The 21,578-nt window shown below is 34.5% G+C and carries 23 protein-coding genes; 4 read left to right on the top strand and 19 right to left on the bottom strand.

Annotated elements, in window-relative coordinates:
• Positions 1–64: 64 nt before the first annotated feature.
• The 15 genes from AAC069_RS00650 to dnaA all read right to left on the bottom strand — a co-directional run bounded on the left by AAC069_RS00650 (position 65) and on the right by dnaA (position 14,082).
• Positions 65–604: a hypothetical protein gene (locus AAC069_RS00650; protein ID WP_339918620.1), complete on the bottom strand. Its 540-nt coding sequence runs from the start codon at positions 602–604 to the stop codon at positions 65–67.
• 400 nt (positions 605–1,004) lie between these two features.
• The gene (locus tag AAC069_RS00645) at positions 1,005–1,541 is read right to left on the bottom strand and encodes a hypothetical protein (RefSeq protein ID WP_339918619.1); all 537 of its coding nucleotides are present in this window, start codon (positions 1,539–1,541) and stop codon (positions 1,005–1,007) included.
• A gap of 406 nt (positions 1,542–1,947) precedes the next feature.
• Positions 1,948–2,472, bottom strand: coding sequence for a hypothetical protein (locus AAC069_RS00640; RefSeq protein WP_339918618.1), 525 nt, complete (start codon positions 2,470–2,472; stop codon positions 1,948–1,950).
• 427 nt (positions 2,473–2,899) lie between these two features.
• Positions 2,900–5,044 (bottom strand): methylmalonyl-CoA mutase, encoded by a 2,145-nt coding sequence (scpA, locus tag AAC069_RS00635; protein WP_339918617.1) that lies wholly within the window; start codon positions 5,042–5,044, stop codon positions 2,900–2,902.
• A gap of 49 nt (positions 5,045–5,093) precedes the next feature.
• On the bottom strand, positions 5,094–6,458 hold the full coding sequence (locus tag AAC069_RS00630; RefSeq protein ID WP_339918616.1) for a methylmalonyl-CoA mutase subunit beta: 1,365 nt from the start codon (positions 6,456–6,458) through the stop codon (positions 5,094–5,096).
• Positions 6,459–6,490: 32 nt separating this feature from the next.
• A complete protein-coding gene (locus AAC069_RS00625; protein ID WP_091084349.1) occupies positions 6,491–6,814 on the bottom strand; it encodes a septum formation initiator family protein in 324 nt (107 codons plus the stop codon).
• 128 nt (positions 6,815–6,942) lie between these two features.
• Positions 6,943–7,551, bottom strand: coding sequence for a uridine kinase (udk, locus tag AAC069_RS00620; RefSeq protein ID WP_091084353.1), 609 nt, complete (start codon positions 7,549–7,551; stop codon positions 6,943–6,945).
• A gap of 367 nt (positions 7,552–7,918) precedes the next feature.
• Positions 7,919–8,800 carry an SDR family oxidoreductase gene (locus AAC069_RS00615; RefSeq protein WP_339918615.1) on the bottom strand — a complete coding sequence of 294 codons (882 nt, stop codon included), beginning with the start codon at positions 8,798–8,800 and terminating at the stop codon, positions 7,919–7,921.
• An 81-nt stretch (positions 8,801–8,881) separates the two neighbouring features.
• On the bottom strand, positions 8,882–10,009 hold the full coding sequence (locus AAC069_RS00610) for a methionine aminotransferase (protein WP_339918614.1): 1,128 nt from the start codon (positions 10,007–10,009) through the stop codon (positions 8,882–8,884).
• Positions 10,010–10,135: 126 nt separating this feature from the next.
• A complete protein-coding gene (locus tag AAC069_RS00605) occupies positions 10,136–10,630 on the bottom strand; it encodes a nuclear transport factor 2 family protein (protein ID WP_339918613.1) in 495 nt (164 codons plus the stop codon).
• 130 nt (positions 10,631–10,760) lie between these two features.
• Positions 10,761–10,916: a hypothetical protein gene (locus tag AAC069_RS00600; RefSeq protein WP_339918612.1), complete on the bottom strand. Its 156-nt coding sequence runs from the start codon at positions 10,914–10,916 to the stop codon at positions 10,761–10,763.
• A 15-nt stretch (positions 10,917–10,931) separates the two neighbouring features.
• On the bottom strand, positions 10,932–11,069 hold the full coding sequence (locus AAC069_RS00595) for a hypothetical protein (protein WP_339918611.1): 138 nt from the start codon (positions 11,067–11,069) through the stop codon (positions 10,932–10,934).
• Positions 11,070–11,352: 283 nt separating this feature from the next.
• Positions 11,353–12,075 carry an SAM-dependent methyltransferase gene (locus AAC069_RS00590; protein WP_091084365.1) on the bottom strand — a complete coding sequence of 241 codons (723 nt, stop codon included), beginning with the start codon at positions 12,073–12,075 and terminating at the stop codon, positions 11,353–11,355.
• A 104-nt stretch (positions 12,076–12,179) separates the two neighbouring features.
• Entirely contained in the window at positions 12,180–12,647 is a 468-nt protein-coding gene (locus AAC069_RS00585; RefSeq protein ID WP_339918610.1) for a low molecular weight protein-tyrosine-phosphatase, read from the bottom strand.
• A gap of 7 nt (positions 12,648–12,654) precedes the next feature.
• Positions 12,655–14,082 (bottom strand): chromosomal replication initiator protein DnaA, encoded by a 1,428-nt coding sequence (gene dnaA, locus AAC069_RS00580; RefSeq protein ID WP_091084370.1) that lies wholly within the window; start codon positions 14,080–14,082, stop codon positions 12,655–12,657.
• A gap of 195 nt (positions 14,083–14,277) precedes the next feature.
• Here dnaA and AAC069_RS00575 point away from each other — a divergent pair, with 195 nt between their 5' ends.
• On the top strand, positions 14,278–14,679 hold the full coding sequence (locus AAC069_RS00575; RefSeq protein WP_339918609.1) for a thioesterase family protein: 402 nt from the start codon (positions 14,278–14,280) through the stop codon (positions 14,677–14,679).
• Positions 14,680–14,699: 20 nt separating this feature from the next.
• Here AAC069_RS00575 and AAC069_RS00570 read toward each other — a convergent pair whose 3' ends face one another.
• From AAC069_RS00570 to ribD, 3 genes are read right to left on the bottom strand one after another with little or no spacing between them, the layout of a single operon-like run.
• The gene (locus AAC069_RS00570) at positions 14,700–15,332 is read right to left on the bottom strand and encodes a YigZ family protein (protein ID WP_339918608.1); all 633 of its coding nucleotides are present in this window, start codon (positions 15,330–15,332) and stop codon (positions 14,700–14,702) included.
• A gap of 10 nt (positions 15,333–15,342) precedes the next feature.
• The gene (locus AAC069_RS00565) at positions 15,343–15,945 is read right to left on the bottom strand and encodes an HAD family phosphatase (RefSeq protein WP_339918607.1); all 603 of its coding nucleotides are present in this window, start codon (positions 15,943–15,945) and stop codon (positions 15,343–15,345) included.
• Entirely contained in the window at positions 15,938–16,981 is a 1,044-nt protein-coding gene (gene ribD / locus AAC069_RS00560; RefSeq protein WP_339918606.1) for a bifunctional diaminohydroxyphosphoribosylaminopyrimidine deaminase/5-amino-6-(5-phosphoribosylamino)uracil reductase RibD, read from the bottom strand. Before ribD ends, AAC069_RS00565 begins: the two co-directional genes overlap by 8 nt.
• 120 nt (positions 16,982–17,101) lie before the next feature.
• On the opposite strand from ribD, the gene AAC069_RS00555 reads away from it, so the two are divergent.
• Together AAC069_RS00555 and prmC are read left to right on the top strand one after the other, a co-directional pair.
• Positions 17,102–17,587, top strand: a complete 486-nt coding sequence (locus tag AAC069_RS00555; RefSeq protein ID WP_339918605.1) for a GNAT family N-acetyltransferase — start codon at positions 17,102–17,104, stop codon at positions 17,585–17,587.
• A 44-nt stretch (positions 17,588–17,631) separates the two neighbouring features.
• The gene (gene prmC / locus AAC069_RS00550; protein ID WP_339918604.1) at positions 17,632–18,486 is read left to right on the top strand and encodes a peptide chain release factor N(5)-glutamine methyltransferase; all 855 of its coding nucleotides are present in this window, start codon (positions 17,632–17,634) and stop codon (positions 18,484–18,486) included.
• Between the two features lie 48 nt (positions 18,487–18,534).
• Here the strand turns inward: prmC and AAC069_RS00545 are convergent, their stop codons facing one another.
• Positions 18,535–19,779: an ABC transporter permease gene (locus AAC069_RS00545; protein WP_339918603.1), complete on the bottom strand. Its 1,245-nt coding sequence runs from the start codon at positions 19,777–19,779 to the stop codon at positions 18,535–18,537.
• Between the two features lie 177 nt (positions 19,780–19,956).
• Here AAC069_RS00545 and hisS point away from each other — a divergent pair, with 177 nt between their 5' ends.
• On the top strand, positions 19,957–21,327 hold the full coding sequence (gene hisS, locus AAC069_RS00540) for a histidine--tRNA ligase (RefSeq protein WP_339918602.1): 1,371 nt from the start codon (positions 19,957–19,959) through the stop codon (positions 21,325–21,327).
• Positions 21,328–21,578 lie beyond the last annotated feature (251 nt).

Genomic DNA, 21,578 nt, shown 5'->3' with positions numbered 1-21,578 from the left:
CCAAGACGATAAATAAAAAGAGGCAGCCAAAAATTTTGACTGCCTCTTTTTTTGTGATTTGTTTTTATCTTACTTTTAGAATGTCCCCGTTAGAACGAACAGTCATTCGCAGTGTTTGTTTTCCTTTTTGGATTTTAAGGTTGTATTGCTTTTTCAGGATATCGCCGTCTTCTTGTGTATACAAGTATTTGTCATTAACAATGGTCCAATCCGGATAGGTTCTATAAATGGAATAAATCACCTCATTAGGCAATCGTACATTTTTATAATTTTCTACAACACGAATTAATTTTCCATTTCCATTATATGTTGCTGCCAATGAACCGTCTTTAGTTTCCATAAGTAACAAATAATTTTCAGATCCTTGATAGTCGGTACCAATATCGTAGGCAATAAACTTCTCTTGCATTCTTCTGACATCTTTGTCAGGATGATTATCGGGAATATAGACTGAAAAATCAGCTCCAGCTCTTTTAATTACAACAGCTGGCAGTTCTTCCACTTTCATAAGGCCTTCTTCTCTTGCTTGTTTCATTGTTTTATCTTGGGCATAGGAAGAAATTGTCAAACCTAAAAACAACAAAGTAAAAATAAATGATTTCATAATATTTGGTTTTAAATTAGTATTTAATATAATGCATTTTACATTTTAAATTAAAATTATTAAATGTAAAATATTAATAATCAGTATTTTACATTTTGATATGCTTGCCGATCTTTATTTAAGATAAATCCTGCTTACCATAAAGTTAGTTCTTTTTGAGTCCTTTTTGTGTTAATGATTTCCATAGCTAATGTTAATAAAAGCGAAATTTTTGTTTGTTCTTTTAGTAGGACTTTATCGCTAATGAAGATATGAAGAATAAGGAATAGGCAAGCTTTTAAAATTTAACCATCCATAGATAGGGTATTTTTATACTGTTCTGGGAATTAAGTTTTTTGTATGAAAAAAAAGCTGCCCAAATTGTGTTGGGCAGCTACAAGTAAATCTGTTTTTATGGTGCTTATCTTTCAGCAAGAATTTGACCATCTGCATGAACAGTTAATTTACGGCTGTCTTTTCCGTTTTTAATTTTTAAATTATACTGTTTTTTTAAAACATCTCCGTCTTCTTGTGAATATAAATACTTGTCTTTCACAATTTCCCATCCAGGGTATGCTTTGTATACGGAGTATATAACAGGAGCAGGTAACTTTATGTCCTTATATTCTTCGACAACACGGATTAATTTTCCATTTTCATCATATGTAGCGGACAAAGACCCATCTTTTATTTCCATAAATACTAAGTATGTTTCGTAACCTTCGAAGTTTTTACCCAAATCATAGGCGATGAAATTATCTTCTAAGGCTCTTACTTTAGGATCTGCGTTTCTATCTGGTAGATAAATTGAAAAATCATCTCCTGCGCTTTTAATAACTACGGCAGGTAAATCTTCTACCTTCATAACTCCTTCTTTCGTAACTGTCTGTACTTTATCTTGAGAATAAGATGAAAAAGTTAAACTCAAAAATAACAAAGTAATAATAAATGTTTTCATGATAATTAGTTTTAAATTAATATTTAGTTTCGGTTAAATAATTAAAATTTAAGGACTTCTTATGTTTTTTACTTGTTATGGTATCATTAATTATTAGAGGTATTAATTAAAAATATAATTTTTTCATTGATTTTTGTTATTAATATATAGTAAAGTTAGTGTTTTAGTTGCGAATTTCACGTTAACGACTTCCTTATTGAGTGTTAATAAAAGCGTATAATATCGTATATTTTTATTAGGATAAATCTTCTTCTTAAAGTATAAAAAGATTCTTTTTTTTAATATTCAGGAATAGCGCATTTTACTTGTGTCGTGGTAGTCTTGCGGACTTGAAGTGATCTGAGTGTAGGTAAAAAAGAAACTGCCCAATATCTATTGGACAGTTAAAATGGTTATGTTTATTATTTTAGTTTTCAGCTATAAGTTCACCATCAGGATGAACCTTTAACTTGCGGCTTTCATTTCCTTTTTTAATTTTTATATTATATTGTTTCTTTAAGATATCTCCTTTTTCTTGAGAATATAAATATTTATCATTTACAATTTCCCATCCAGGGAATTTTTTGTAAATTTCGTAGATTAGTTTGCTTGGTAATACTACATCCTTGTAATTTTCTACAACACGAATTAGTTGGCCTTTCTCATTATAAGTGGCCGACAAGGTTCCTCCTTTTACTTCCATGTATACTAGATAGGTCTCGTATCCTTCATAGTTTTTTCCAAGATCGTAGGCAATGAAACTATCTTCTAGGGCTCTAACTTTAGGATCTGCATTTCTATCGGGCAGATATACCGAGAAATCATCTCCAGCACTTTTGATTACTACAGCAGGTAAATTTTCCATACTGATGTTTCCATTATTTTTTACTTGTGAGTATGACAGGCTTGTTAATCCTATAAATAATATTAAAATATACTTAAACGCTTTCATAGTAGTTGAATTTAAATTAGTAATGGCTCAATTTAGAATAAGTTTTAAGGTGTATATATTTCTTCCCCTTTTTAGTTTGTCAATTTATTCTAAATTAAAAAAAAATAATAATTTTGCGTTTTGGAGCTTTTTAAATGAAATTGTAATTATATATAAATTTACGAATCATATACTCAAGTATCAGTTAATGAGGTTGTTAAGTTTTTATAATTAACTTTGTATTTGTAGTACTGTTGATCGTTTTTCCTTATGTATTGAGGGCTTAAACTGATTTTTTGCTTTTACGGTTTAGAGGGTTTAACATTGATTTTCTTCCATGATATTTCTTTTTTCAATCGGTAATTCATGATGAAGGAATGGGTTTAAATAGAAAAACACCAACTTTTGGTTGGTGTTTTTCTATTTATTATAATGTATTTATTATCGATTACTCTCCTATAAGTATTTCTAAAATCTTTATAGCAGCATCGCTAATTTTTGTTCCAGGGCCAAAAACAGCAACCGCTCCCGCATCAAATAAAAATTGATAATCTTGCGAAGGAATTACTCCTCCTACAACCACCATAATATCTTCACGCCCGTATTTTTTTAATTCTTCAATTACTTGAGGTACTAGAGTTTTATGTCCTGCTGCTAATGAGGAAACGCCCAGAATATGAACATCATTTTCTATCGCCTGTTTAGCAGCTTCTGCTGGAGTTTGAAATAAAGGGCCAATATCCACATCAAAACCAACGTCAGCGTATCCCGTAGCAACCACTTTTGCCCCACGATCGTGACCGTCTTGCCCCATTTTTGCAATCATGATTCTAGGGCGACGCCCTTCTTGTTTTGCAAATTTGTCTGCTAGTTGTTTTGCTTTTTCAAAGCTTTTGTCGTCTTTTATTTCTTTGCTATACACGCCACTAAATGATTTGATTTGTGCTTTATATCGTCCAAAAACCGTTTCTAAGGCATCACTGATTTCACCTAATGTAGTTCGGTTTCTTGCTGCATCCACAGCTAATTCCAGTAAGTTTCCTTCTCCAGTTTTCGCACAAAGGATTAATTTATCCAATGATTTCTGTACTTTTTCACTGTCTCTGCTTGCTTTAATGCGGTCCAATTGCTCCAATTGCTGTTTGCGTACCATTTGGTTGTCCACATCTAAAATTAGCAAAGGATCTTCTTTCTCGAGGCGGTATTTATTTACACCTACAATAATATCCTGTCCGCTGTCGATACGTGCTTGTTTTCTTGCCGCCGCTTCTTCAATTCTAAGTTTCGGAATTCCCGATTCAATGGCTTTGGTCATTCCGCCAAGCTCTTCTACTTCTTCGATAAGCTTCCAGGCACTTTCAGCAATATCATTGGTTAAACTTTCTACATAAAAGCTTCCTGCCCAAGGATCTACTGTTTTAGTGATTTTTGTTTCTTCTTGTAAAAATATCTGTGTGTTTCTTGCAATTCGAGCTGAGAAGTCCGTCGGTAAAGCAATGGCTTCGTCTAATGCATTAGTATGCAAAGACTGGGTTCCTCCAAAAGCTGCTGCCGATGCTTCAATACAGGTACGGGCTACATTATTAAAAGGGTCTTGTTCTGTTAAACTCCAACCACTAGTTTGGCAGTGGGTTCTTAAAGCCAATGATTTATCATCTTTTGGATTAAACTGTTTTACCAGTTTAGCCCAAATCATTCTTCCAGCACGCATCTTGGCAATTTCCATAAAATGGTTCATCCCAATCGCCCAGAAAAAAGAAAGGCGCGGAGCGAACTCATCGATTTTCATTCCGGTTGATAATCCCGTTCTGATGTATTCTAGTCCATCGGCTAATGTGTATGCTAATTCAATATCGGCGGTTGCACCTGCTTCCTGCATGTGATATCCGGAAATTGATATCGAATTGAATTTTGGCATTTTCTTGCTCGTATATTCAAAGATATCGGCAATAATTTTCATCGAAGGAGTAGGCGGATAGATATAGGTATTACGTACCATAAATTCCTTTAAAATATCATTTTGTATTGTTCCTGAAAGTTGCTCTGGTTTTACCCCTTGCTCTTCGGCAGCAACAATATAGAAAGCCATAATGGGAAGAACGGCGCCGTTCATAGTCATTGAAACTGACATTTCATCTAAAGGAATCTGATCAAACAATACTTTCATATCCTCGACAGAGTCAATAGCAACTCCTGCTTTTCCTACATCACCCACAACGCGTTCATGATCTGAATCATAACCACGGTGCGTAGGTAAATCGAACGCGATGGATAAACCTTTTTGTCCTGCGGCAAGATTTCGTCTATAGAAAGCATTACTTTCTTCTGCTGTTGAAAATCCTGCATATTGGCGAATTGTCCAAGGACGACGCACATACATTGTGGTATAAGGCCCTCTTAAATTTGGCGCAAAGCCAGCACCAAAATCAAGATGCTCGAGGTTTTCAATATCTTTTTTTGAATAGGTGGGTTTGAGTTCAATGCCTTCAGCCGTAAAAAAGTCTGCAGTTGAAGCATCTTGTTCTTGCAACTCAGGTTCCTCTTTTGACTTTTGACTATCTAATTGAATATGTTGGAGGTCATTTCTTATCATTTGTGACACTAATTTATACGTATTGTTGACTGATTGCAGTTCTACACTATTATTCTAAATCCAGACGTTCTTGTTCTACTTTTTCGGCCAATCGTTTTTCGATTATTGGAGTAATCAAGGTTTTTCTTGGCTTCACTTTTACAAAAGGAAACAATTCTAAATCCTGTTTCATCTTGTCGTCTTTGTTTGGGTACTTATTTGTTCCTAGCAAGACTTCTTTTCCCGAGTCAAATAGTTCCTGTTCTTTATCAGCACTTTCCTGAATTTTTCTTTTGATAATACCTTCATTCAATTGTTTTAGAAAACCACCGTTGGCTTCGATATCTTTGAATAATGTCAATGCTTTTTCGGCTAATTGAATAGTTAATGTTTCGATATAATAACTTCCGTCCGCAGGGTTATTTACCTTGTCGAAATAGCTTTCGTTTTTTAGAACTAACAATTGGTTTCTGGCGATTCTATCTCCAAATTCATTGTCTTTATGATATAGTGAATCGTAAGGTAGATTAGCAATTGCATCTGCTCCTCCTATGATTGCCGACATACATTCGGTCGTAGTACGCAACATGTTTACGTTGTAATCATAAAGCGTTTTATTGCGTTTTGTAGGAGAAACTAAAAGATGGCATTCTAAATTATGGTTGTATTCTTTAGCTACTAAATTAAAAAGCAATCGCAATGCTCTTAGCTTTGCGATTTCAAAGAAATAATTGGTACCCACAGCAACCTCTATAACTATCGGCTGACTGATAACTGGAATTCTGTTGAAATATTCATTGACATGCGCTAAGGTATAAGCAAGCTGCTGTACCATGTTAGCTCCTGCATTTTGATATAAGGTAGCATCAACACTGATTATAGAGCTATTTGGAATCGCTGTAGAAAGTAAGTTCAGCGAATCAAAATTATTTTTATCGGTAGTCGTAAACCAATTCCCATCTCGTGCTAACTGTCCTATTGGATCTAGGTTGTAATACGCAATGGCCTTTTTTTGATGTATTATTACATCGATCTTTTTAACGAAATCGATTGAGAAAAATTTAAAATTGAAGTAAACAGCAACCTTTTCTAAAGGAAGTTTTTCCAAAAGTTTCGCTACATCGATAGTATCATTTTCTATGGTAAAACGAAGACTGTCTGCACCTCTGTTTAAAGTATCCAAAGCTCTTTCCACTGATTTTTCAATGTCGAAAACAAAAATGTTTTGACAAATTTTAAATTCAGATGCTTTCGTGTTCACGACAGCTGCTTTTGTATACTCATCTCGATGATAAAAAGGTTTCACCTTAATGTCTTCTGGAGAATTCCAGATCAAGGTTTCATTGTAATCTGCTCCCTTGAGTTCAAACTGGATTTTTTGTTTCCATTGTTTGGATGAAACGGGATCGAAATCTTCGAATAAATTAGTAGCCATTTTAATTTTGATTTTTAATAATTCAAGATTTATTATTTTTTTTCTATGCTGTCACCTTCAAATTCTATGATGTAAATATCCTCGCTGTCTTTTTTCATGTAGTACTTTTCGCGAGCGTATTTTTCTATTTGTTCTGGGTTCTTCAGTTGCTTGATTTGCTCTTCGTCTTTTTTAATTTCTTCCTGGTAATACTCTTTGTTGTCCTCCAGTTCGCTGACTTGATTGTCTAGAAATCTATGGTCGAAATACGAATAGTTATCCAGAAAAATCATCCAAGTTGAAAAAAACAACAGCACCCACACATATTTATTGCTTAAAAATTTAAACCAAGGTTTGTCTTTATGCGGATTTGTCATGTTTTATTTATTTAGCCCCGAGTACAGTGAAAATTTAATCGTATTGACTTGGATTGAAACAGAAATCACTTCCCGATAATAATCGGGATTGTTTCTTAAACTTGTAATGTGATAAAATTACAATAAAATTATAGAATTCTTTGATTTATTACGGCACGAACTACGTCAATTGCAACCGTATTGTATTTGTCATTAGGTATGATAATATCTGCAAATGCTTTAGTAGGCTCTATGAACTGCTGATGCATGGGCTTTAGGGTGTTTTGATACCTACTAAGAACCTCGTCCATATCACGTCCGCGTTCGGCAATGTCTCGTTTCATACGGCGAATCAGCCTTTCGTCAGAATCGGCATGAACATAAATTTTTACGTCAAACATATCGCGTAGCTCCGGATTCGCCAGTATTAAAATCCCCTCCACAATCATCACTTTTCTAGGATGAGTAGTAATGGTATCTTCTGTTCTGTTATGAGTTACAAAAGAATAGACCGGCTGCTGGACTGTTTTTTCTGCTTTTAGCTCTTTTAAATGGGCAACTAACAATTCGAAATCTATCGCGCGAGGATGGTCAAAATTAATTAAAGCACGCTCGTCAAAAGATAAGTTTTTGTTCTCTTTATAATAAGAATCCTGTGAAATAATCCCGACTTCTGCCTCGGGTAATTCATTCATAATCTGATGAACTACGGTAGTTTTTCCGCTTCCTGTTCCGCCTGCAATCCCTATAATGAGCATAAAATGGTTTTGTTATATATTGGTAGCGCAAAAATAGGAATTAAATCGGGAGTGGTTTTTGTTTTTTGCATAAAATATTGACCTTTAAATTAAGGAGCTATTCCGGCTATGCGTTTCAAGTTTTGCCCGCAAGCTGTTTTTTCGATGCCCTAAAAAGAGCTTCTTCTAGTCGCTTTTTTAGGTCAGGAAAAAAATAGTTTTTGGGCTGCAACGCTTTTCACTACTATCCGGGCTATTTGACCATCAGTAGTAATAAGACCATATTTACCAAATTAAAGTATTAGTGAGAAAAAGGAAGGGGTATTAAAAACAAAAAGAGAGAACCAAACAAATGGCTCTCTCTTTTTAAAAAGAATTCAGATCTTACTTATTTATTCTTCTTTGCTTTTATCATCATTTCCAGTTGGTCCCAAAGTTCCTCAGGAATAGCTTCCAACATATTAAATTGACCAGCACCTTTCAACCATTCGCCACCGTCGATAACAACAACTTCACCGTTTACATAAGCAGAGAAATCAGAAACCATATAAGCGGCTAAATTGGCTAATTCCTGGTGGTCTCCCACACGTTGTAACGGCACTTTTTTTGCCATGTCAAATTTTTCTGCAAGATCACCGGGCATCAATCTGTCCCAAGCTCCTTTGGTAGGGAAAGGTCCAGGTGCAATTGCGTTCGTGCGGATTCCGTATTTGGCCCATTCTACAGCAAGACTTCGGGTCATTGCAAGAACCCCCGCTTTTGCAGTAGCACTCGGTACAACATAAGCAGAACCAGTCCAAGCATAAGTAGTAACGATGTTTAAAACCGTTGAAGACGTTTGTTTGGTATCAATCCAGTGTTTACCAAAAGCGAGTGTACAATTTTTAGTTCCTTTTAAAACGATATCTATAACCGTATCAAAAGCGTTTGCAGATAATCTTTCTGTTGGGGAAATGAAATTTCCTGCTGCATTATTTAGCAAAACATCCACTTTTCCAAAAGCTTTCAATACGCTTTGCAACATGTTTTCTACTTCTTCGTAATGACGTACGTCACATTGTAGTGGCAAACAAGTTCCTCCGGTTGCTGCCTCTAGTTCTGAAGCAGTATTTTTTAGCTTGTCAATGTCTCTTGACGTAATAGCTACTTGTGCGCCCAGTTCTAGGAAATACTTTGTCATCGCTTTTCCTAAACCGCTACCACCACCAGTAACAACTATTACTTTTCCTTTTAGCGCATCGTCGCGCAACATTTTATCGGTATAACTCATAATTGGTTTTATTTTTTGGTATTGTAAATATAGAAAAATTTAAATAGTATGCACGCATATTAAAATCAAAAATTCATAGGCTTAGATTTTGCATAACCTTTTTGCCGCTTCTTCTAGAGTAGCATTGTCTTTTGCGAAACAAAAGCGGATTAAATGAAGGTCTTTTCCATTTTCATAGAAACTTGAAATAGGAATCGCAGCCACACCATATTCCGTGATTAATCGTTTACAAAAATCTACATCATTTTCATTAGAAATAGCGGCGTAGGAAGCTACCTGAAAATATGTACCTTCACATGGAAGGAGTTCGAATCTACTTGGTTTCAATAGTTTTCTGAAGTAATCCCTTTTCGTTTGATACAAACTTCCTATTTCGTCAACCGAAACCACATCTAGGTATTCGCTTATTGCGACTTGGCAAATACTGTTGACACTAAAAACTAAAAATTGATGTACTTTTTTAATTTCTTTCATTAAATGTTCTGGGGCGACAAGATATCCTACTTTCCAACCTGTGACATGAAATGATTTTCCAAACGAAGAAACCATAACGCAACGGTTTAGGAGATTGATGCGGGTGTGTGCCGAAATATGTTTTTCTTCAAAAGTGATATATTCATAGACTTCATCAGAGAGTACAATAATTTTCGGATATTTTTGTAGTAAGGATTCCAAATGTTCAAAATCGGTTTGGGTCAGAATCTTTCCAGTTGGATTATGTGGATTATTGATGATAATCATTTTAGTATTCGCGGAACAGGCTTTTTTGATAGTAGTCCAATTAGGAGTATAATCATCGTTTAGCGAAACGCGTACTGCTGTTGCATTGCATAGTAGAACAGGAGCTTCATAACAGTCATAGCTTGGATCTAGTATAATTACTTCGTCATCAGTTTGTACTAAAGCTTGAATAGTCGTAAAGATGGCTTGTGTAGCACCTGCGGTTACCAATATCTCTATTTCTGGTAGAATAATTCTTCGGTAGGAGCTTTTGACCAGAAGCGCTATGTTAGATAATAGAGGAGGGTAGCCTGCCATAGGAAGGTATTGATGCACATTCTCTTTTGCTAATCGAGCAACAATACTTGTCAACTGTTCATTAACAGGAAAGTTAGGGAATCCTTGTGAAAGATTTATGGCTCCATGTTCTGCAGCCATTTTGGACATTACAGTAAAAATACTCGTACCAATATTTGGAAGTTTTGACATACTTATCTTTTTTGTACTCTAAAAGTAAGCAAATGGTTTGAGTTAATATGCTGTTTCTTTAAGATTCAGAAGTGTTAGATAAAATAAAGAAAGACACTTCGTGTGGAGTGCCTTTCTTTGTTGTTTTTATTTTTTCGCTACAGGCATATCTGAATTTCCCATATCTCTGATGCAAATATATTTTCCGTCCTTTTTTTCAAAAAGACTCATAAAATGTCCGCTGTTGAGTTTTGTGCCTGTTGAGTCTGTTACCTTATATCCGCCAATTTCGACTATCATATTCCCATCATTTGAAGGATGGATTTCTTGAGTTTCGAAGGCGATTTTCGCACCTTTTGGAAAAGTAAGTAATTCGGTTTTCATGGATTCATGAATCGCTTTTTTTCCTTCTAAAGGCATTTTACCGTTTGAAAAGCTAATGGCATCCTCGGCATAATAATTTATTCCATCGGTAGTTCCATTATTGTAGGCTTCTGCAAAAGCATTTTCCATTGCTTGAATTTCAGTTTTGATTGCCTCTTTGTCAACCATGACTGCGGGAACTTCTTTCTTTTGATTACAGGCTACCATCAAAGACATGATAACTACTAATAATCCTCCTTTAAAAATACTGTTTTTCATAATTATATTTTTTTAAAATTTAACATAATTGATTAAGTTAAAGATTAAGGGCTAATAAAATTAATGATAAAATATTGATTATCAGTATTTAAAATAATTATTTTAATTTTTTAGTTTATTAAGGAGAGCTTTATTTTATCACGATAGTAGAAGCGGGATTTCTTCCCTTGTCATAAGCTTTCATAAAGGCCGCTTTAGATTCTTTCCAGTTGTATATGCTTTCTATAATAAATAGAGCAACCATAGTTAGTACTACTCCTATGAATAATTTTTTAGCTGCTTTCATTTTTATTGGTGTTAGCTACTTATTGTTAGAGGCATCATTCCAGCCTTTTAAAAAATCACTTTTGTTTTCTTTCCAGTTATAGATTGATTCAAATATAAAAATAGCTAGTGTGCCTAATACAAATACACGAACATCTCTTTTTGTTACTTTCATTTTAAATAGTTTTAAGAATTGTTAAAAGGATATAATTTTTGGAAGAGATAGTTTGATCTTTTCGTAATATAAAAATGGCACTGTTAATTATCACTTTGAGTAATTGTATCCGGACAAAAAGGCTTGTTTTGAATCTTCCCAATTATAGATTGATTCGAATACTAAAAAAGCTAGCATGCCTAATACAAATACACGAACATCTCTACTAGTTACTTTCATTTTAAATAGTTTAAAGGTTTAGAGATGCTAATATATAAAAATTATTCTTTTTGTAGTCTAAAAATTACATTTTATGGATAATAAAAATGGTTGGACGTTTATGCAAGTCGATTGTCTCTTTTTTCCAAGCCGAAATTCTCTTAGTTTTTATGTATTCGGTTGGTAATGTGATGTCTGTGGCAACACATAAATGGGTTTCTGGATGTAAAGTCTGTAATAAATCTTCTAGTAAGTTATTATTACGGTATGGTGTTTCAATGAAAATTTGAGACTGATTTTTTTCGAAAGAGGTTCTTTCTAGAGTTTTAAAACTAGCCCTTTTTTCATCTTTGTCAATGGGTAAATAACCGTGAAATGTAAAGCTTTGACCATTCATTCCTGAGGCCATCATAGCTAAAAGGATAGAAGAAGGTCCTACTAACGGAACCACTTGAATGCCTTTTTCGTGTGCCAGTTTAACAATTACAGCGCCAGGATCTGCTACGCCAGGACATCCCGCTTCACTCATTAGACCAACATTTTTACCTTCTAATAAAGGTTGGATGAAGTCTTGGTGCTCTTTCACTTCGGTACGTTTGTTCAAAACAAAAAGAATTAACTCTGATTGTTTTTTTTCGGGATGTACTTCTTTGATTGATTTACGAGCTGTTTTTTCATTCTCAACAATATAGTAATCAATGAAATCTATAGTTCTTTTTACGGTCTGCGGTAAAACATCCATCGGGTCACAATCTCCCATTGTTGTAGGGATTAAATATAGTTTTCCTAAAAGAGTAGCTGGTTTCATTATTGGTACGTTTATGTTTTTTAATCGAAGTTATTTGACAAAAATAGAGGATTAAATAGATAATCAAACCTTTCGACAAGTTTAAAAATCCAAAGAATACTAATTTAAGCGTGCTTAGCTATTAATTTGTCGGCGATGATATCACAAACTTCATCGAGCATACCATAGACAATCTCAAATCCGTTTGTCATTCCGAAATAAGGATCTGGAACGTCTACGTTTTCGTTTGGATACAATTCATTTAAGATGATTTGTACCTTGTCTTTGTGGGCTGGGTTTTCTGTAAGATTAATTACATCCGTATAATTAGAATTGTCCATTACATAGATATAATCATAAGTGTCAAAATCGGCAGCTTTAAATTGGCGTCCTCTTTGATTGGAAATGTCAAGGTTGTGTTTTTTTGCTGCCTCTATCGAACGTGCGTCTGGAGCATGACCTATATGCCATGATCCTGTTCCTGCAGAATCTACAGTGAATTTATTTTTGGGAAGTTTTGAGGCTAAAATACCTTCGGCCAGTGGTGATCGACAGATATTTCCCAAACACACCATTAAAATTTTTACAGACATGATGCGTTTATAGCGTTAATTTTTTATGGATATCTTCAACAAATTTCTTGAATTGTTTGTCGGTAGCCACAAGATTGTCAACTGTTTTACAAGCGTGTAATACAGTAGCGTGATCGCGATCCCCAATTTGAGAACCAATATTCGCTAAAGATGCTTTTGTAAATTTCTTCGCAAAAAACATAGCTAATTGTCTTGCTTGTACTACGTGTCTTTTTCTAGTTTTCGACTGTAAAGTTTCTAAATCCAATTGGAAATAGTCAGAAACTGTTTTCTGAATGTAATCTATAGAAATTTCGCGTTTTACATTCTTTACGAATTTTTCAACAACACTTTTTGCTAATTCAATTGTTACTTCTTTTTTGTTGAAAGAAGATTGAGCGATTAGAGAGATTATCGCTCCTTCAAGTTCTCTAACATTCGATTTGATATTCCGGGCAACGTATTCTATGATTTCTTCTGGAATTTCAACACCATCACGATACAAGATATTTTTCAAGATAGAAATTCTAGTCTCGTAATCTGGCTGATGCAATTCTGCAGACAATCCCCATTTGAAACGAGATAATAAGCGTTGCTCGATATCTTGCATGTCAACAGGTGCCTTATCAGAAGTAAGAATCACTTGTTTTCCATTTTGATGTAAGTAATTGAAGATGTGGAAAAATACATCCTGTGTTCCAGATTTCCCGGAAAGGAATTGCACATCGTCAATAATTAAAACATCAATCAGCTGATAGAAGTGTATAAAATCATTTCGGTTGTTTTTCTTTACCGAATCAATATATTGTTGGGTGAAAATTTCAGCTGAAATGTATAAAACTGTTTTTTCTGGATATTTATCTTTAATTTCTACACCTATCGCGTGTGCTAAGTGTGTTTTACCTAATCCTACACCACCAAAAATCAATAATGGGTTGAATGAAGTTCCTCCTGGTTTATTGGCAACAGCCATACCTGCTGAACGAGCTAATCTGTTTGAGTCTCCTTCAAGAAAGTTATCAAAACTATAGTTTGCATTCAGTTGTGATTCAATTTTTAAATTTCTGATTCCAGGGATTACAAATGGATTTTTTAATTCCGGGTCCAGATTTTTAAAAGGAGCATCAATATTTTGAGGTTTCATAGGTGCGCGGTTTGCACTTGGCAATTGTTCCGTAAACGGTTGTTTGTTGCCATATGTGTTTTCCATCTTAATTTTATAAAGTAACTTCGCGTTTTTACCAAGTTCTTTAGTTAAGGCTACTTTTAATAATTTTACATAGTGTTCTTCTAACCATTCGTAGAAAAATTTACTTGGTACTTGAATATATAATGCGTTATCGGTAAGTTCAACTGATTTAATTGGTTCAAACCAAGTTTTGAATGCTTGATCCTGAATGTTGTCTTTTATAAAAGACAAACAGTTTTCCCATACTGATTGAGCAGTTTTGTTCATAAATTCTAGGTAAATTATTTTATTTAGTAATCGTTGTCTTATTAAATAATGCTTAAAAAAGCACTATTTTTCGGGGTAACAAATATGTGAACAAATTTCTGTAAAAAAAAATATTTAGGGGTTGATTATGTAATAATATTGTTGTAAGTAGTATTTAGATGGTAAAATTTTAAAGCAAAATAAATAAATTATAGTATGAAAGAACACGAATTTAATGTAAGGGTAAGGTATGCTGAAACGGATCAGATGGGGGTTGTTTATCATGGAAATTATGCTCAGTATTTTGAGATGGGACGCGTGGAATGGCTTAGAAACCTTGGGATTTCTTACAAATGGATGGAAGATAACGGTATTATGCTTCCGGTGGTTTCCTTGAATATAAATTATAAAAAACCAGCCCGATACGATGACCTTTTGAGGGTAAAAACTATTTTTAAAAGTCAGACTTCCGTTAAGATTGAGTTTGATTATGAAATTTACAATGAGCAAGGGGAGTTGTTAACAATTGCCAACTCAATATTGGTTTTTGTTAATATGAAAACGGCGCGTCCGACTGTTCCTCCTGAGTATGTTACTGAGAAGCTTTTGAAAATGTAAAAATTAAGGGTAAAAAATAATTATTCTTTAATTTTAATATCTATTTCAAACAGTGAATTAAAAATGTCGAAAATCATTTCGGCATTTTTTTTTCGCGTTTTCACCTCGATTTTCCCAATCGGCAATCCTGTTTCATCGTTTATCTCCATTTCTTGAGTTACGATTTCTAGCTGTTTTTCTTTAATTACTCGCATGACTTTATTCATGTTTTTATAATCAAATGAAACCTGATAATGGATATCGATCGTTTTTTCAATAATTTCACAACTTTCAAGCGTGAGTTGAGCAGTTGCTTTGTAAGCGGATATTAATCCGCCAACGCCTAGTTTAACGCCTCCAAAAATCCGGGCTACTACTACGAGTGTGTTTGTAAGAGAAAATGACTGAATTTGGCCATAAATAGGCATACCGGCGCTATTGCTCGGTTCTCCGTCATCATTGGCTCGATAAGAAAGGGTGTCGGTGCCTATTTGGTAGGCGTAACAAAAATGACCTGCATTTGGATGTTTTTTTCTTAAACCATCAATGATGGTTTTTACCTCGTCTTCTGATTGGATAGGAAAGGCGGAACCAAAAAATTTACTGTTCTTTTCTTTATGTAGTATTTCCTCCGACTCAAATTCGATGGTATTGTAAGTGTCTTTTATTTCCAAGTGGGATTTTCTAAATTATATTTTTATTGAATAAGTCTACCACATCTTCTTTACCTACCTGTAAATTCCAAACTTGAAATCCCAGTGATAGCGCTGCGTCTGTGTTTTCTTTTTTATCATCGATGAATAAAGTGCGTTTTGCTTGCAAATCATGTTCGTTTAAAACATAGTTGTAAATTTCAAGATTTGGCTTTCTCATGGCTATTTCAAATGAGAAATGTACTTTTTCAAAGCACTTGTAAAAATCACCGTAAAAAGAGGCACCACTATTTTGTTCGAATGTTTCGATGTGGATAGCATCAGTATTGCTAAGTAAAAACAAGCGGTATTTTTTAGAAAGCATTTGTAGAAACTCCAATCGATACAAAGGGAAATCTAATAAAATGGCATTCCATGCCTTTAAAATCTCCCCTGTACTAGCATTAGGAATGTGTTTTTGAATACCACCAATAAATTTTTCTTGGGATATTTTACCAGTTTCAAATTGAATATTTAACTGGTCTAAATCCTCATTCCATTGCGTAAGTCCTAGATTTTTTAGTCCATCAACGGTGGCTTGTTTGTCTAAATTAATAAAGACATCCCCAAAATCAAAAATAATTGCATTAATCATGGTTTCTCAATATTATGAGTTCATCTTGACCGATTAAGTGTTTTTCCAAATAAGATCCGCTTAGTGTCGGAGCCTTCGTGCCTTCTTTAAAGAGGATGTTACCTTTAAAAACTCGTGCTTCATCCCAGAGATTAGCGTCAATGAAAGTTTGCAATGTTTGTCGGCCTCCTTCTATGATCACCGATTGAATTTGATACTTGTATATCGCATCTGCCACTTGGCTTGCTATATTTTTTTCAAAATCAACGGTATCAAAGATAAGGTTTTCTTTGTTGATATTAGTTGCTGCTTTTGAGAAAACAATTGTTTTTGTTTGATTGTCAAATACTTGGCTATTTTCTGCTATGCGATTTTTTTGGTCCAAAATGATTCGAACAGGATTGTTTCCCATCCAATCTCTCACATCTAATTTCGGATTGTCATCGATGACTGTTTGTGTGCCCACTAGAATAGCCTGTTCTTCACTTCTCCATTTATGAACTAATTGTCTCGAATAGCGATTTGTAATCCAAACTGGTTTTTGTTCTGATTTTACTTTTGGAGAAATGAAACCGTCTTGACTTTCTGCCCATTTTAAAATAATATAAGGTCTTTTCTTTTGATGAAAAGTAAAAAATCGCTTGTTCAACTCATGGCATTCGTTCTCAAGAATACCAACGGTCACCTTTATTCCGGCTTCAATTAATTTTTTTATTCCGTTTCCAGCTACTTTTTCATTTGGGTCAACCGTTCCGATAACTACCTGTGGGATTTCATTTTTTATGATTAAATCAGAACAGGGCGGTGTTTTTCCAAAATGACTGCAAGGTTCTAAACTTACATAAATGGTGGCTTTTTTTAATAGGGATTTGTCTTTTACTGAATTGATGGCATTTACTTCGGCATGAGGTTCACCCGCTTTTTTATGCCAACCTTCCCCTATGATAGTATCCTCATAAACAATAACACTGCCCACCATTGGATTAGGATAGGTGGTTCCTAAGCCGTTTTTGGCTAATTGGATGCATCGCTCGATGTATTTTTCATGTATCTTCACGATGCAAAAGTAGTTATTTTTGAGGTTAGCGTATAATCTTTGGGATTAGTTTTAAAACTTCTGAAAATAACAATAAACAATTTCTATTTTTGTGTTTTTATAAACAAGCATTTATACATAATGGAAAATTTGGTTATTAGAAAGATCGAAAAAAAGGATAATGAAGCCGTTGCTCAGTTAATAAGAGCGGTTTTTGACGAATTGAATATCCCAAAAGTAGGAACGGCCTATGCTGATCCGTATTTAGATTTAATGTTTGAGGAATACAATAAGCCCAAATCGGTTTATTATGTTGTCGAAAATAATGGGAAAATAGTAGGTTCGGCAGGAGTTGCTCCTCTTGAAAATGAAGCTGAGACGATTTGTGAATTACAGAAAATGTATTTTCTGCCTGAAACACGTGGTCAGGGGATAGGAAGTCAGGTTATGGCTGTATGTCTGCAAAGCGCTAAAGAATTTGGTTTCGAAAATTGTTATTTAGAAACTATGCCTTTTATGCATGATGCTCAAAAATTATACAAAAAAGTAGGTTTCGAATATATCGATGCTCCTATGGGAAGTACGGGACATGTCTCTTGTCCGGTTTGGATGCTGAAGAAATTATAAGTTATGAATTATGAGTTTTTCATTCATAAAGCAATAAAAACACAATGAAAATTAAAGAATACAGAAGCCAATTTATTCACGAACTACTTCCGATTTATGATGAAGGCGAAGCAGAGAGTTTTTTTTACCTGATACTAGAGGAAGAGCGTCAGTTAAAAAGAATTGATTTAGCTCTGGATCCCGAGTTGGTTTTTGGGGAAGAGGAAATAATTCTTTGGAATTCAATCCTAGAGCAATTAAAGTTGGAGATTCCCATTCAGTATTTACTGGGGAAAACTAGTTTTTTTGGTTTGGATTTTGAGGTAAATGAAAATGTATTGATTCCGAGACCTGAAACCGAAGAACTGGTGGAATGGATTATTAACGGGAATTCAAAGACTGAACGATTTAAAGATTTAAAAATTCTTGATATTGGAACAGGAAGCGGTTGTATTGCTATTTCATTGGCTAAAAACATGCCGAATGCAAGAGTGTACGCAATTGATGTTTCTGAAAAGGCTTTGGCTACAGCCAAAAGGAATGCTATTCTAAACCAAGTCGATGTAAAATTCATAACTCAGAATATTCTAGAGACAGAGGATTTAAAGGAACAATTTGATATCATTGTTTCTAATCCTCCTTATGTTCGAAATTTAGAGAAGCAGGAAATAAAGAAAAATGTTTTGGACAATGAGCCTCATTTAGCTCTTTTTGTGGAAGATGATGATGCCTTAATTTTTTATAAAAAAATTGCAGCATTAGCACAGAAAAACCTTTCGGGCGAGGGGAGTTTATTCTTCGAGATTAATCAATATTTAGGTAAAGACATGTTGACATTGCTTGAGAAAATGAATTTCAAAAACATTGAATTACGAAAAGATATTTATGGCAATGACAGAATGATTCGAGGTACAATTTAATATTTTTAGCAATGTACAAATCAAAAAAAGACCTAGTTTACCATAGAATTACTCGTATCGCAAGGCTTCAATTGGGTCTAGATAAGCAGCTCTAATCGCAGGGTACAAGCCGGAAACGATGGCAACCATAAAGCTAGTTAAGAAAGCAGCCATGATGGCTACCCAAGGAATAACGAATACAAAACTTAAAGCCGTCGCGATTCCAAAACCGATTAAGATTCCTAAAATTATTCCCACTATTCCGCCTAGTTGACCAATAAGTAAGGTCTCAATAAAAAACTGAATGGCGACGGTAGATCTTTTGGCTCCCAATGCTTTTCTAACGCCTATTTCCCGAGTTCTTTCGGTAACGGAAACAATCATGATGTTCATTAAGGCTATAGAAGATCCTAAAACGGTAATAATTCCGATCAGCCATGAGGCTAGTCCAAGGTATTTTGTGATACCAAGGATTCTATTGATAAGATCGTCACTACGTACAACTCCAAAGTTATTGTCTCTTACGGGGCTTAACTTTCGAACATTACGCATGGTAATAATGGCATGGTCTATGGCTTGATCCAATAATTCTTTATTGGAAACCATGATGCTCATGGTGTAATTAATGTTTGGTGCTGTAAATAAGGATCGAGCGACTTGTATTGGGATTAAAACTCTTAAATCTTGTTTGTTCCCAAAAGTGGAACCTTTCTCTTTTAAGATGCCAATTACTTTAAACCTTGCGCCACGTATCGAAATAGTTTTTCCAATAGGGTTTGTGTCTTTAAGTAATCCTTTACCAAAATCTGAACCTACGATACAAACATAGTTGTTGTTGTCTATATCAAAACCCGTAAAATTTCTTCCCAAGCTTGTTTCTAAACCGGAGTTGGTCATAAAATATTCGTCAACACCAACAACCGCAATTTCAGGATCTGTTTTTGTCGCTTCGTATTTTACCTCTGCAGTAGAAGTTGCCGTAAAGGATAGGGAAGTTTCTGTAAAGGGATAATCGTATTTGTTTTTAAAATCGACTGCTTCTGGGTACGAGATTATAGGGTTTATAATTTCGCGTTCGTCACCGCCTCGTCTTTGGGTATTGTTTTCGTATTGCTTGACGTTAAAAGTATTAGCTCCCATGGATGCAAAATCAGAAGAGATAGTGTTCTCCAAGGCAGAAACCACAGTCAGAATACCTACTAAAGCTGTAATTCCTATAGCGATAATTAATACGGTGAGCGAGGTACGCAATATTTGGGTCCTAATAGAGCCAAAAGCAATTCGTACGTTTTCTTTGAATAAATTTAACATCATGGTAGTTTGACACGAAAATACAATTTTTGTTACAAGTTTGTTTTGGAAGGAGTATTATTTATTTTAAAAATAAGATATTTGCAACCTGAATTTACGAATTGGGAGTTTACGAATTGGAAATTTTTTGCCAATTGATAGAAACCCGAATCCTAAATAGTAAAACCTAAATTAAAAATAATGGCATCAAAACCGAGCATCCCTAAAGGAACAAGAGATTTTTCACCTGCTGAGGTGGCAAAACGTCAATATATTATCCAAATCATTAAGAATAATTTTGAGAAATTTGGTTTTCAACCGATAGAAACACCATCATTTGAAAATTCAGAAACCTTAATGGGGAAATATGGAGAAGAAGGAGATCGTTTGATTTTCAAGATTCTAAATTCTGGGGATTTTTTGGCGAAAGCTAATGCTAAGCATTTAGAAGATAAAGACAGTACAAAGTTGACATCGAGTATTTCAGAGAAAGCCTTGCGTTATGATTTGACGGTTCCCTTTGCTCGTTATGTAGTGCAACATCAGAATGATATTGAATTTCCGTTTAAAAGATACCAAATTCAACCAGTTTGGCGTGCAGACAGACCTCAGAAAGGACGCTTTAGAGAGTTTTTTCAATGTGATGCTGATGTAGTTGGTTCAAAGTCTTTGTGGCAAGAAGTAGAATTAGTACAACTTTACGACACTGTATTTTCTGAATTAGGTTTGAAAGGAGTGACCGTTAAAATTAACAATAGAAAAATATTATCTGGAATAGCTGAAGTTATTGGTGCTTCTGATAAATTGATTGACTTTACTGTTGCGCTTGATAAACTAGATAAGATAGGCGAGGATGGTGTCAAAAAGGAAATGATAGAAAAGGGAATTGGAGCAGAAGCGATAGGAAAAGTGCAGCCTCTCTTTAATTTCACAGGAACTATTGCAGAGAAAATTGAAAAACTAGGTCTGCTTTTAGCTTCTTCAGAAGAAGGAATGAAAGGAGTTGAAGAATTGCGTTTCATTTGTGAAAATGTAATGAAATTAGGATTAGCTTCGGCAATATTAGACCTTGATGTTACACTTGCTCGTGGATTGAATTATTACACTGGGGCAATATTTGAAGTGGCGCCTCCTAAAGAAGTCGCTATGGGTTCCATCGGTGGTGGAGGTCGTTATGATGATTTGACCGGAATTTTCGGATTGAAAAATATGAGCGGAGTTGGGATTTCTTTTGGATTGGACCGCATCTATTTAGTTGTGGAAGAGTTGAGTCTTTTCCCAGAAACCGTTACTGCAACGTCAAAGGCGTTGTTTATTAATTACGGTGACGCCGAAGCATTTTATGCTTTGCAGGCGATACAAAAGTTAAGAGCTGCAGGTATAAAAGTGGAATTGTATCCTGATAACGCAAAAATGGCAAAACAGTTTCAACATGCTGACAAGAGAAATATTCCTTTTGCAGTGATTATAGGAGAGCAAGAGATCGCTTCAAATTCTTTTTCGTTAAAGAACTTAGTAAGTGGAGAACAGGTTTCTCTTGATTTTGAAGGTTTGAAAAACGCGTTATTGTAAATTAAATTTTACGCATAAAAAAAAGCTTTGTTAGTTAACAAAGCTTTTTTTAATATAAGGTATTCTTGAATTAATAATATTTTAGAAACCAACCTTAAATTTGTTTTTAACAGATTAAAAATTTAATCTAGATCAGAACCGGTAACAAACTTATAGAAACTAAAACGTAATAGTCTTAAAATTTTATTAAAATTTAAATTAATATCAAAAAGATAGACTAGAATGTTCTCCATCATAAATAGCTGCTATTA

This window comes from uncultured Flavobacterium sp. (assembly GCF_963974175.1).
GTDB lineage: Bacteria > Bacteroidota > Bacteroidia > Flavobacteriales > Flavobacteriaceae > Flavobacterium.
The sequence above is the reverse complement of the archived record's forward strand: the minus strand, read 5'-3'. Positions and strand labels throughout refer to the sequence as shown.

Bases quoted from the DNA above. Each gene is read 5' to 3' on its own strand.
- AAC069_RS00650 (WP_339918620.1), bottom strand. From the start codon at position 604: ATGAAATCATTTATTTTTACTTTGTTGTTTTTAGGTTTGACAATTTCT.
- AAC069_RS00645 (WP_339918619.1), bottom strand. From the start codon at position 1,541: ATGAAAACATTTATTATTACTTTGTTATTTTTGAGTTTAACTTTTTCA.
- AAC069_RS00640 (WP_339918618.1), bottom strand. From the start codon at position 2,472: ATGAAAGCGTTTAAGTATATTTTAATATTATTTATAGGATTAACAAGC.
- scpA (WP_339918617.1), bottom strand. From the start codon at position 5,044: ATGATAAGAAATGACCTCCAACATATTCAATTAGATAGTCAAAAGTCA.
- AAC069_RS00630 (WP_339918616.1), bottom strand. From the start codon at position 6,458: ATGGCTACTAATTTATTCGAAGATTTCGATCCCGTTTCATCCAAACAA.
- AAC069_RS00625 (WP_091084349.1), bottom strand. From the start codon at position 6,814: ATGACAAATCCGCATAAAGACAAACCTTGGTTTAAATTTTTAAGCAAT.
- udk (WP_091084353.1), bottom strand. From the start codon at position 7,551: ATGCTCATTATAGGGATTGCAGGCGGAACAGGAAGCGGAAAAACTACC.
- AAC069_RS00615 (WP_339918615.1), bottom strand. From the start codon at position 8,800: ATGAGTTATACCGATAAAATGTTGCGCGACGATGCGCTAAAAGGAAAA.
- AAC069_RS00610 (WP_339918614.1), bottom strand. From the start codon at position 10,009: ATGTCAAAACTTCCAAATATTGGTACGAGTATTTTTACTGTAATGTCC.
- AAC069_RS00605 (WP_339918613.1), bottom strand. From the start codon at position 10,630: ATGAAAAACAGTATTTTTAAAGGAGGATTATTAGTAGTTATCATGTCT.
- AAC069_RS00600 (WP_339918612.1), bottom strand. From the start codon at position 10,916: ATGAAAGCAGCTAAAAAATTATTCATAGGAGTAGTACTAACTATGGTT.
- AAC069_RS00595 (WP_339918611.1), bottom strand. From the start codon at position 11,069: ATGAAAGTAACAAAAAGAGATGTTCGTGTATTTGTATTAGGCACACTA.
- AAC069_RS00590 (WP_091084365.1), bottom strand. From the start codon at position 12,075: ATGAAACCAGCTACTCTTTTAGGAAAACTATATTTAATCCCTACAACA.
- AAC069_RS00585 (WP_339918610.1), bottom strand. From the start codon at position 12,647: ATGTCTGTAAAAATTTTAATGGTGTGTTTGGGAAATATCTGTCGATCA.
- dnaA (WP_091084370.1), bottom strand. From the start codon at position 14,082: ATGAACAAAACTGCTCAATCAGTATGGGAAAACTGTTTGTCTTTTATA.
- AAC069_RS00575 (WP_339918609.1), top strand. From the start codon at position 14,278: ATGAAAGAACACGAATTTAATGTAAGGGTAAGGTATGCTGAAACGGAT.
- AAC069_RS00565 (WP_339918607.1), bottom strand. From the start codon at position 15,945: ATGATTAATGCAATTATTTTTGATTTTGGGGATGTCTTTATTAATTTA.
- AAC069_RS00555 (WP_339918605.1), top strand. From the start codon at position 17,102: ATGGAAAATTTGGTTATTAGAAAGATCGAAAAAAAGGATAATGAAGCC.
- prmC (WP_339918604.1), top strand. From the start codon at position 17,632: ATGAAAATTAAAGAATACAGAAGCCAATTTATTCACGAACTACTTCCG.
- AAC069_RS00545 (WP_339918603.1), bottom strand. From the start codon at position 19,779: ATGATGTTAAATTTATTCAAAGAAAACGTACGAATTGCTTTTGGCTCT.
- hisS (WP_339918602.1), top strand. From the start codon at position 19,957: ATGGCATCAAAACCGAGCATCCCTAAAGGAACAAGAGATTTTTCACCT.